Origin of the sequence: Bradyrhizobium diazoefficiens (assembly GCF_016616885.1) — a bacterium.
In the GTDB taxonomy this organism is placed as follows: domain Bacteria; phylum Pseudomonadota; class Alphaproteobacteria; order Rhizobiales; family Xanthobacteraceae; genus Bradyrhizobium; species Bradyrhizobium diazoefficiens_F.
The window spans coordinates 4671572-4682208 of sequence record NZ_CP067102.1; the positions used below are offsets into that span (position 1 = coordinate 4671572).

Below are 10637 nucleotides of genomic sequence, written 5' to 3' on the forward strand. Positions count from 1 at the left end.
TTGCCCTCGCGCCAATCGCCAGCCACCGCACATCAGGCCGCCTGTTGCTGCGCAATTCCGCCAACGGAACGAAGCTCCATCCGCAGTCCGAACAGTGGCCGCAGCCAGACGATCCGCCGCGCGATCTCGAAACCCCAGGAGAAACCCCAGGACACGCAGAGCATGCCGAGGTGGTAGAAGATCAGGAGCCTGAAGGCTAAAATCCACACCCAGTCCAGATCGATGCGTCATTCTGGGTTTGATGCTTGCTGCGGTGTTGACATGGTTTTCTGCTCCTTGACGGGACGACAAACACGGTTTTCGGGCCATGGCTGACGGCCAAAATGCTCTCGAAACGGAGCGCGTCGAGACGGTTTGGGATCAGGACCGGGCGCGAGGGGACGAGGCACCGGCGTCCGGGACGAGCGGTTGGCACGGCGGGATCAGTGACGACTGGACGGTGTTCGCTGCGATCGCCGCCGTCGCGCTCGCGATCGGAATCGTCAATGCACTCTCCGGCGCGCAGGACGCCGCCGGGCGGGGCGAGAGCTATGACATTGGCCGGCGACTGCTCTGGGAGTTGACGAGCATCATCGTCATCCTGCTGCTGGTGCCGATCCTGATGCTGTCGGTCCGGCACATCCGCCGGGCGACGGGCCTCGCGGCGCGGATCGGAATCGGTGCGGTCGCCCTGCTCGGCTTCTCGGCCCTCCACATCACCGGCATGGTGGGCTTGCGGAAACTCCTGCTCTGGCTCGCGGGCAGCTCCTACGACTTCCATTTCTCGCGGGCGACCATCCTGTACGAGTTCCGCAAGGATGCCGTCACAGCTTTGCTGCTCGGGGCAACACTCTGGCTGATCGAAAGCCGGCGGGAACTGCGCAAGGCCGCACTCGCAGCCCTTTCCATGCCGGCCGCTCCGCTGGAGCAACCATCCCCCGATCTGATCTGGCTCCGGGACGGCAGCAGCCGCATTCGCGTCGCGCCGCGCGATATCCTGTGGGTCGCTTCGGCCGGCAACTACATCGAATACAGCCTCGCTGACGGCACCCAGCACCTGATCCGGGGAACGTTGGCTGCGACCGAAAGCGAGCTCGCCCGCTTCGCCATCGTGCGCGTTCACCGGACAAGGCTTGCCAATCTCGACCGCGTGAGCGGCGTCGACTTCAAGCCATCAGGGGATTTCGAACTCACATTCGACAACGGCAAGACGCTTGGCGGCAGCCGCCGCTACCGGCCCGCGGTTGCCTCGCTCGGAGGGCGCATTGCGCCTGTGTGAATCGCTTCCGGGATCATCCGACAGCTCATAAACAGTCGTGATTCCAATCAGTTGCCGCCACAACGGCGCGCTTCGCAATCGCCTGCTCGATCCCGGCGGCCATTGGCGTGACACCGCGATGACCGGCTAAGTTCTTGAACACATTGGCAGATGTCGAAGATGCTTGCTTTTTGCCCCGCAGCCTATGTTAGAACGCGGCCGTCAAGTCACCGCGCGCCATTTGCGCATCACCGCGAGGCGCACGCTTCTCACCCTTCCATTCGCGCTTTCGTCGGCGTCGCTGCCGATGAGGCCATAATCGGTTGATTGCAGAGGACCACCTCTCCGCGGAATCAATCAAGAGATCATCGATGCCCGAAGTTATTTTCACCGGCCCCGCCGGCCGTCTCGAAGGCCGCTATCACCCGGCCAAGCAAAAGAACGCGCCGATCGCGATGATCCTGCATCCGCATCCGCAGTTTCACGGCACGATGAACCATCAGATCGTGTATCAGTGCTACTACGCCTTCGCGCATCGCGGCTTCTCGGTGCTGCGCTTCAACTTCCGCGGCGTCGGCCGCAGCCAGGGCTCGTTCGACCACGGCACCGGCGAGTTGTCGGATGCGGCAGCAGCCCTCGATTGGGCGCAGACCATCAATCCCGAAGCGCGCGCCTGCTGGGTCGCCGGCTTCTCCTTCGGCGCCTGGATCGGCATGCAGCTTCTGATGCGCCGCCCTGAGGTCGAAGGCTTCATCTCGATCGCGCCGCCGGCCAACCTCTATGACTTCTCGTTCCTCGCGCCCTGCCCGTCGTCGGGCCTGATCGTGCATGGCGAGAAGGACGCGGTGGTGCCGCCGAAGGACGTCAACACGCTGGTCGAGAAGCTGAAGACGCAGAAGGGCATCGTGATCGACCAGCAGGTCATCCCGGGCGCCAACCACTTCTTCGACGCCAAGCTCGAGCCGCTGATGGAAACAATCACGGCCTATCTCGACATGCGCCTCGCCAACGTGCGGTAAGAATGACATGGCCGCATTCGTAGCCTTGCTGCGCGCGGTCAATGTCGGAGGCACCGGCAAGCTGCCAATGACCGAGCTCAAGGCGATGTGCGAAGAGCTCGGTTTCGGTGCCGTGCGCACCTACATCGCCAGCGGCAATGTGGTCTTCACCAGCCGCAAATCGGAATCCGCTATTAAGGCCGTTCTCGAAAAGCGCCTGCACGCTTACGCCGGCGCGCCGGTCGGTGTGCTCGTGCGCAGCGTGGCCGCGATCGCAGAGGTCTTGGCCGACAATCCGTTTCCCAAAATGGCGCCCAACCGCACGGTCGCGATCTTCCTCGACAAGGCGCCACCTGCGGACACGCTCGCCGGAATTCGGGGTCAGAAAGACGAAGAGGTCAAGCTTGGCCGCCGCGAGATCTACGTGCATTACGGCGACGGCATGGGGACGTCAAAACTCGTGATCCCCGCTGCCAAGACCGGCACCGCGCGCAACATGAACACCATCGCCGTCCTGGCGAAGATGGCCGCGGAGCTCTAGCTGACCGAAGACGGCGGCGCTCGGTTGCGGGGACAAGCAATGCAGGCGGATCTGGTGCTCGACGACGAGCAAGCTGCTGCTTGCCGACGGCTGCACCTGGCCGCTGCAACGCAGCTCAAGCCAGCTTCAGCGCGGCAATCCCCATCAAGACGAGCGCGATGCCGGCAAGCTTCATCGCGCTCAAGGTCTCGCCGAACAGCAAGACGCCCATGACGAAGGTACCTGCTGCGCCGATGCCGGTCCACACCGAATAGGCGACGCCGACCTCGAGCACCTTCAAGGCGCGTCCCAGCAGGAAGACGAAGACGGCGAGCAGCACCAGCGAAACGATGCTCCAGCCGATGCGCGTGTAGCCTTCCGCGTATTTCATCGAGATCGCCCAGCCGACATCGAGTGCGCCGGCGATCACCAGCATCATCCAGGCCAGAGATTGCGACATCAGCGTATGCTCAGGCCGCGAGCTTGAGCAGATGCGCGTCGTGGCGCACGAGGAAGGCGCGCAGCAATTGCGGATAGTCTGCGCCGACCGCGGTGCGCACACTCGGACGGTTCGCGAGCTCGCTCCGCCACGCGCGCACCTTCGGGACATCGCTGAAGATGCCGTGCTCGGTCAGCACATCAAACAGGTCGAAATAGCGGAAGACCGGCGCGAACACCGCATCGACCAGGCTGAACGCCTCGCCTGCGAAGAACGGGCCTGTGCCGAGCGCGACCTCGATACGCGCGAATTTTGCGACGAGCGCCTGACGCTTGCTCTCGAATGTCGCGGAATCCGTCGTGGTCTCCAGGCCCCAGAGATCGCCGAGGATCGCCGAACCGAACTCCATCCAGGCACGGTGCTCTGCGCGCTTGAGCGGATCAGCCGGATGCAGCTTGGCGCCGGCTTGCGTCTCCTCGATGTACTCGCAGATGACGTTGCTCTCGAACAACGCGACCTCGCCCTTGTCGGTCGTCACCACCAGCACCGGCACCTTGCCGAGCGGCGACAGTTTCAGGAACCAGTCCGGCTTGTTGGCGAGATCGATATCAACCCGCTCGAACGGCACGCCCTTCTCCTTGAGCGCGATCACCGCGCGCTGCACATAGGGACAAAGCTTGTGGCTGATCAGTTTCAGTGAAGCGGTCATGGCAACAATCCCGGCGGTTTAATGCAACTGCATCCAACATAGATGCATTTGCATGCACCCGTCAAGATCGATGCATCTGCATCAACCCACCGTGACCTCAGGCAGTCCTCTTCAGGGTCTGGCGATTACCCCGCCCGTCATCGGCATCGGCACGCCTGTCGTGGCCGGATAGGACAGCGGCAGGCCTTTTAGACCGCGGGCGGCGAGGAAGCCGAAGGCCTGCGCCTCGATGGCGTCGGAGGCCCAGCCGAGCGTTTCGGCGGCCTCGACCGTCGCCGACCCCGCCCGCTCCCGCAGCATGCGCAACATGGTGGCGTTGCGCGCGCCGCCGCCGCAGACGATCCAGCTTCGCGGCCGCCGCGGCAGCAGCGGAATGATGCGCGCGATCGCAGCTGCAGTGAAGCCGGTCAGCGTCGCGGCGCCATTGGCCGGCTCGATATCGCCGAGCTTCAGCGCGGCAAAATCGTTGCGGTCGAGCGATTTCGGCGGCGGTAATGCAAAGAACGGCAGCTCCAGGGCCCGCGCGATCCAGGTCTCATCGACCTTGCCGAGCGCGGCGAACTTGCCCTCCGCATCGAACGCCTGGTTCATGGTGCGGTACATGAAATCGTCGAGCAGCGCGTTGCCGGGTCCGGTGTCGCAGGCGATCAGTGTGTCGTTGCCGTCGATATAGGTGATGTTGGAGACACCGCCGATATTGACCACGACGATCGGTCCCTCGCGCGCCAACGTATTGGCGAGCGCCCGGTGATAGACCGGCACGAAGGGCGCGCCCTGCCCACCGGCCTCGACGTCGGCGGCGCGAAAGTCGTGCATCACGGGAATATGGATGGCCCTGGCCAGCGCCGGCGCGTCGCCAATCTGCACCGTCAGCCGCCGCTCGGGCCGGTGCAGCACGGTCTGGCCGTGGAAGCCGACGATGTCGATCTCCTCCGGCTTCATCCGGTTCTGGGCGACGAAGGCGGCGACTGCCTCGGCGTGTGCCAGTGTCACCACGCGTTCGGCCTCGGCCAAGATCCCCGGACGGGCATCGCGTTGTGGCAGGTGGACCGCCTCGGACAGCGCCTGGCGCAGCAGGTTACGCTCGGCCGGGCTATAGGGCCGGTAGCCGGACGGTCCGAACGCTTTCACCTGCTTTCCGTCGGTTTCGATCAGCGCGACATCCACCCCGTCCAGCGAGGTGCCGCTCATCAAACCGAGTGCCGTCAACATCATGGATCAGCGTCCTCAAAACACCCCCTCCGGCATGCCGATCTTGTGCCAGAGGGACACATCTTATAATGCCACAGCGCCAAGTGGCGGGCAGCAATCGAGTTCCCACGGAAGACCCTTAAATTGCTCCCAAAACAGTAAACCAAGAATTGTCAGGCATGCCGACAGATGACTGCATTTAAATCGGATTTCCTCAACACCCTGCAGGAACGTGGTTTCATCCACCAGTGCTCCGATTTCGAGGGGCTGGACGCGCTCGCCGCCAAGGGTGAGGCGATCGCCTATGTCGGCTACGATTGCACCGCTCCTTCGCTGCACATCGGCAACTACCTGACCATGATGCTGCTGCACTGGTTTCAGCAGTCCGGCAACAAGCCGATCACGCTGATGGGCGGCGGCACCACCATGGTCGGCGACCCCTCCGGCAAGGACGAGACGCGCGCGATCCGCACCGTCGCCGAGATCGAGGCCAACAAGGCTTCGATCCGCGGCGTGTTCGCAAAAGTGCTGCGCTATGGCGACGGCAAGAGCGACGCCATCATGCTCGACAATGCGGAGTGGCTGACCAAGCTCAACTGGATCGAGATGCTGCGCGACGTCGGCCGGCATTTCTCGGTCAACCGCATGCTGACGATGGACTCCGTGCGCCTGCGCCTCGAGCGCGAGCACGAGATGAGCTTCATCGAGTTCAACTACATGGTCTGCCAGGCCTACGACTTCGTCGAGCTCGCCAGGCGCACCGGCTGCCATTTGCAGATGGGCGGATCGGACCAATGGGGCAACATTATCATGGGCGTCGATCTCGGCCGCCGCATGGGCACGCATCAGCTGTACGCGCTGACGACGCCGCTGCTGACGACCGCGTCGGGCGCCAAGATGGGCAAGACCGCGCAAGGCGCGGTATGGCTCAACGCCGACCAGTTCTCGCCTTATGATTTCTGGCAGTACTGGCGCAACACCGAGGACGCCGACGTCGCCAAATTCCTGAAACTGTTCACGACGCTGCCAATGAGCGAGATCAAGAAGCTCGAAGCGCTCGGCGGCTCTGAGATCAACGAGGCCAAGAAGGTGCTCGCGACGGAAGCGACCGCGCTGCTGCATGGTCGCGACGCCGCAAACGAAGCGGCCGAAACCGCACGCCGCACCTTTGAGGAAGGCGCACTCGCCGAGAGCCTGCCGACGGTGGAAATTCCGCGCGGCGAGCTGGAGGCCGGACTTGGCGTGCTCAACGCCTTCGTTAGGGCGGGCCTCGTCGCCTCCAATGGCGAGGCACGGCGCCAGATCAAGGGCGGCGGCCTGCGCGTCAACGACGAGTCCGTCACCGACGAGAAGATGGCGCTGTCAGCGGCCAATCTGACGCCGGAAGGCCTGATCAAGCTGTCCTTCGGCAAGAAGAAGCATGTCCTGCTCAAGCCTGCATAGCCGTATGAGCTTTTGATGCTTGTCAGGGCACGTCGAAGCGCGCTCCCTGACGGGCAATGGATCAGAAGACGCCTAGCGAACAGGGGAACACGCAGCGGGACGCGGTGCGAACCGCGCTCGTCGTGCTCGCGCTGTGCTTCACGCTGGCCGTGCTCGGCCGCGGCCTGAGCGAGAGCTTCACGGTCTTCCTCAAGCCGATCTCCGAAAATTTTGGATGGGACCGCGCGCAAGTCGTCTCGATCTACTCGCTGACCTGGCTGATCAGCGGACTGACAGCGCCGCTGGTTGGCCGCCTGTTCGATCATTCCGGACCGCGCATCGTCTACGCGCTTGGCCTGTTGCTGCTCGGCTCGGCCTTCCTGATCGCAGGCCATGCGCAGGCGCTCTGGCAATTCCAGCTCTCGATCGGATTGTGCGTCGGAATCGGTGTTGCCTTCATCGGCAACGTGCCGAACTCGATCCTGCTCGGCCGCTGGTTCGGCCCGAAACTGCCGACCGCGATGGCGGTCGTGTACTCGGCGATGGGCGGCGGCGTGCTGGCATTGTTGCCGGCCTCGCAGCTCCTGATCGATCGTCTCGGCTGGCGCGAGACCTATCAGGTCTACGGCTTCGCCGCGCTCGGTCTGCTGGTGCCGCTACTGCTGCTGCCCTGGCGCACATTTGCGGCCGGCTCGCCGTACGTTGCCAAGAAGACCGATCCTGATTTCATCGACAATGGCTGGACGCTTGTGAGCGCGATGCGCCACCATGCTTTCTGGGCGCTGTTCTCGACCTTCTTCTTCACCGCGGTCGGCATGTACTGCATCGCCGCGCAGATCGTCGCCTATCTGATCGATGCCGGCTTCCCGCCCCTGCAGGCCGCGACCGCCTGGGGTTTTTCGGGTGTCGTGCTGGTGTTCGGCATGATCGGCGTCTCCGCGCTCGACGGGCTGATCGGGCGCCGGCCGTCGGTGCTGCTGAGCTACGCGATCTCGATCCTCGGCATCTTCCTGCTCTGGCTGCTTCAGTATTATCCGAATGTCATCCTGCTCACCGGCTTCGTCGTCTGCTTCGGCAGCATGATGGGCTCGCGCGGGCCGCTGATCACGGCAACGGCGATGAAGATCTTCAGGGGCAAACGGGTCGGGACCATCTACGGCACGATCTCGATCGGCAGCGGGCTCGGCTCGGCCTTCGGCTCCTGGAGCGGCGGCCTGATCCACGATGCCACCCACAGCTATAACGCGCTGCTCGTCTTCGCACTTGCAAACGTGATCCTCGGAATGATCCCGTTCCTGATCGTGCCCGCCTTGCGGCGCTAGGTCTCCCGGAAGTAACCTGCGCTCATTCGTGTCACCGGGGAACTACGGGCGGATGTGGCGCGTAGACCAACAAAAAATGCGGACGGCACACGGCTCAAATCACGGCCTGCGGTGTTTTGTCCGACATGACAAAATTGTCAGCGCAAATTGACCTGGCGCAGCTTGCAGGACGGAACCGAATGCGGTCCTAGTCGCAGCATTGGATGAAGGGCACAAACCAATGAACTTTCTCTATCTCACTCGCTTTCAGCCGGTTCTCTTGAGCCTGTTTCGCTTCGTCACTGGACTGCTGCTGTTCCAGTACGGTGTCGCCAAGCTGTTCAAGTTTCCGGTGCTCCCCTACTTCGCCGACATTCCGCCGCTGATCTACGCGGCCGGCACGCTTGAGCTGGTTCTCGGCGCAGCCCTGATGCTCGGCTTGTTCACCCGGCTCTCGGCCTTCATCCTGTCGGGTGAAATGGCCTTCGCCTACTTCATGGGCCACATGCTCAAGACGGGCACGCCGGTGTTGCTACCGCTGCTCAACGGCGGCACCGCTGCGATCCTGTTCTGCTTCGCCTGCCTGTACATCTCGGCAGCGGGCGGCGGTGCAGTCAGCGTCGATGCGCTGATGGGCAAGGAGACCAATGCACCGGGCGGCGCCTTCGCGCGGCACTGACGCGCGCAAACCGATCCCCAGACCCGGCACTGGCGTTTCGCCGGTGCCGGTTCAGCGCGAGCCCAGCACGTTCCAGATGAGGACGAGGGCCGCCACGAGCAGCACGGACATGATGAGGCGGTGAACGAATCGGTTCATTGCACGCTCAGCCAGGCTCGATCACCACCAGAGTCTGAGATCGTTTTCCTCCCGCAAAAATACCGACGCACGGCATCGCATCGCGATTTGCCTGCACGATTGCGCATAGGGCTGCGAAGGATCACCCGCGCGGCAGGCCGCGGCACGTCTATCTTCATGATTGGTAAGAAGTTCATGTTACGGATGATGACAATAACAACCATTCCGTAGGGACTGTGATGAAGCTGCTGAGCCATCTGAATATCCACACCAAGCTTGCCAGCATGGTCTGCCTCGCAGCTCTCACAGTCACGGCCATCATCGCTGCATCGACCGTCCTCAGCAAGAGCCGCATGTTGGACGACCGGGTCCAGCAGATGAAGGCCGCAGTCGATCTGCTCCACGGCCTCGCGCAAACGTTCCACGATGACGCCGCCGCCGGCAAGATGACGGTGGACGACGCCAAGCTGCAGTTTCGCCAGCGTGCCCGCAACATGAAGTTCGGCGGCGGCCAGGGCTATCCCGTCGTCTACAATTCCGACACCTCGATCCTGGTCAATGGCGCCAATCCGCAGCTCGAAGGCAAGATCACCGGCGCCACGGATTCAAATGGCGTCCTGATTGCCGATGCTCAGCTCAACGCCGCCAGGCAGGCGCCGCAAGGCGGCGTCACATCCTATCTCTACCCGCGCCCCGGCCAGACCGAGCCCGTCCGCAAGACCGTGTTCGTCCGCCAGTTCACGCCCTGGAATGCCACGATCAGCTACGGCCTCTATGTCGACGATATCGACGCCGACGTGCGCGCGCTCACGCTCGAGCTCGCCGCGATCGGCGCCGGCCTGATGCTGCTGATGGCGACGCTGTCCTGGCTGATCGCCCGCGACGTGCTCGGCGCGCTCGACCGCCAGAAGACTCGCATGCAGGACATCGCCGACGGCGCCATCGACAAGTCGGTGGACGAGACCGATCGCGGCGACGAGATCGGTCGAATGGCGGAAACGCTCGAAGTGTTGCGGCAGACTGCCTTGACGGCGCGTACGCTGGAGGCCGAGCAGGTCGCGGCCAAGGCCCGCGGCGAGCAGGAAAAGCGCGACGCTCTGATCTCCCTTGCCGATCGGTTCGATGCATCGGTCGGTCAGCTCGTGGGCCTGATGGCCTCGGGCTCCGGTGAGCTCGAAACCACGGCCAAGTCGATGTCGTCGACCGCCGAGGGCACCAACCGCCGCGCCGCCGTGGTCGGCTCGGCTGCGACCGAAGCCAGCCAGCGCGTCCAGACGGTGGCGGCCGCAGCCGAAGAGCTCTCCTCCTCCATCACCGAAATCAGCCGCCAGGTCGCGCAATCGGCCGAAGTCACCGGCCGCGCGGTGGAAAGCGCACGCCACACCGACACCATCGTGCGCGCGCTGTCCGACGGCGCCCAGCAGATCGAGCACGTCGCCGAACTGATCTCCAGCATCGCCGCGCAGACCAATCTGCTGGCGCTCAACGCCACCATCGAGGCTGCGCGCGCCGGTGAGGCCGGCCGCGGCTTCGCCGTCGTCGCCTCCGAAGTGAAATCGCTGGCAAGCCAGACCGCCGAAGCCACGCGCGAGATCGGCGATAAGATCGCCCAGATCCAGGGCGCAACCAAGGAAGCCGTGGACGCCATCGGCGGCATCACCGCCACCATCGAGGAGGTCAGCCGCATCGCCACCTCGATCGGCGCCGCGATCGAGCAGCAAGGCGCGGCCACCGCCGAGATCGCCCGCAGCGTCTCGCAGACCGCCGAGGCGACCAAGGAGGTCACCACCAATATCGGCGGCGTCAGCTCGGCGGCCAACGAGACCGGCAACGCCGCCGGCATGGTGCTCGCAGCCGCGTCGAACCTCTCCAAGCAGGCCGAGCAGCTCTCGGGCGAAGTCGGCACATTCCTGGCGGGCGTGCGCGCGGCGTAGGCGGCGCGCGACCCAACTACTCACGAGAGGTCGTCATGGCCGGGCTTGGCCAGGCTTGGCGCGGGCATGCACGTTCTTGGTACTGCAAGA

Annotated in this window: 11 protein-coding genes; 7 read left to right on the top strand and 4 right to left on the bottom strand. The window is 64.0% G+C overall.

Going from position 1 to position 10637, the window contains the following annotated elements:
* Positions 1 to 32: 32 nt before the first annotated feature.
* On the bottom strand, positions 33 to 209 hold the full coding sequence (locus JJC00_RS21860) for a hypothetical protein (protein WP_200468014.1): 177 nt from the start codon (positions 207 to 209) through the stop codon (positions 33 to 35).
* Positions 210 to 307: 98 nt separating this feature from the next.
* Here JJC00_RS21860 and JJC00_RS21865 point away from each other — a divergent pair, with 98 nt between their 5' ends.
* The 3 genes from JJC00_RS21865 to JJC00_RS21875 all read left to right on the top strand — a co-directional run bounded on the left by JJC00_RS21865 (position 308) and on the right by JJC00_RS21875 (position 2776).
* Positions 308 to 1258 (top strand): LytTR family DNA-binding domain-containing protein, encoded by a 951-nt coding sequence (locus tag JJC00_RS21865; protein WP_200468015.1) that lies wholly within the window; start codon positions 308 to 310, stop codon positions 1256 to 1258.
* Positions 1259 to 1608: 350 nt separating this feature from the next.
* Positions 1609 to 2256 (top strand): alpha/beta hydrolase, encoded by a 648-nt coding sequence (locus JJC00_RS21870; protein WP_014495555.1) that lies wholly within the window; start codon positions 1609 to 1611, stop codon positions 2254 to 2256.
* 7 nt (positions 2257 to 2263) lie between these two features.
* The gene (locus tag JJC00_RS21875) at positions 2264 to 2776 is read left to right on the top strand and encodes a DUF1697 domain-containing protein (protein ID WP_200468016.1); all 513 of its coding nucleotides are present in this window, start codon (positions 2264 to 2266) and stop codon (positions 2774 to 2776) included.
* A gap of 115 nt (positions 2777 to 2891) precedes the next feature.
* On the opposite strand, the gene JJC00_RS21880 is transcribed toward JJC00_RS21875, so the two are convergent.
* The 3 genes from JJC00_RS21880 to JJC00_RS21890 form a co-directional block, all read right to left on the bottom strand.
* Complete coding sequence (locus tag JJC00_RS21880; RefSeq protein WP_200468017.1) at positions 2892 to 3215, bottom strand: DMT family transporter; 324 nt, start codon at positions 3213 to 3215, stop codon at positions 2892 to 2894.
* Positions 3216 to 3225: 10 nt separating this feature from the next.
* Entirely contained in the window at positions 3226 to 3903 is a 678-nt protein-coding gene (locus JJC00_RS21885; RefSeq protein ID WP_200468018.1) for a glutathione S-transferase family protein, read from the bottom strand.
* Between the two features lie 111 nt (positions 3904 to 4014).
* The gene (locus tag JJC00_RS21890) at positions 4015 to 5118 is read right to left on the bottom strand and encodes an anhydro-N-acetylmuramic acid kinase (RefSeq protein WP_200468019.1); all 1104 of its coding nucleotides are present in this window, start codon (positions 5116 to 5118) and stop codon (positions 4015 to 4017) included.
* A 165-nt stretch (positions 5119 to 5283) separates the two neighbouring features.
* Here JJC00_RS21890 and tyrS point away from each other — a divergent pair, with 165 nt between their 5' ends.
* The 4 genes from tyrS (at position 5284) to JJC00_RS21910 (ending at position 10547) form a co-directional block, all read left to right on the top strand.
* Positions 5284 to 6537, top strand: a complete 1254-nt coding sequence (tyrS, locus tag JJC00_RS21895; protein ID WP_200468020.1) for a tyrosine--tRNA ligase — start codon at positions 5284 to 5286, stop codon at positions 6535 to 6537.
* A 56-nt stretch (positions 6538 to 6593) separates the two neighbouring features.
* Positions 6594 to 7838 (top strand): MFS transporter, encoded by a 1245-nt coding sequence (locus JJC00_RS21900; protein WP_200468021.1) that lies wholly within the window; start codon positions 6594 to 6596, stop codon positions 7836 to 7838.
* A 220-nt stretch (positions 7839 to 8058) separates the two neighbouring features.
* On the top strand, positions 8059 to 8496 hold the full coding sequence (locus tag JJC00_RS21905; RefSeq protein ID WP_200468022.1) for a DoxX family protein: 438 nt from the start codon (positions 8059 to 8061) through the stop codon (positions 8494 to 8496).
* A gap of 356 nt (positions 8497 to 8852) precedes the next feature.
* The gene (locus tag JJC00_RS21910; RefSeq protein ID WP_200468023.1) at positions 8853 to 10547 is read left to right on the top strand and encodes a methyl-accepting chemotaxis protein; all 1695 of its coding nucleotides are present in this window, start codon (positions 8853 to 8855) and stop codon (positions 10545 to 10547) included.
* The last annotated feature ends 90 nt before the right edge of the window (positions 10548 to 10637 follow it).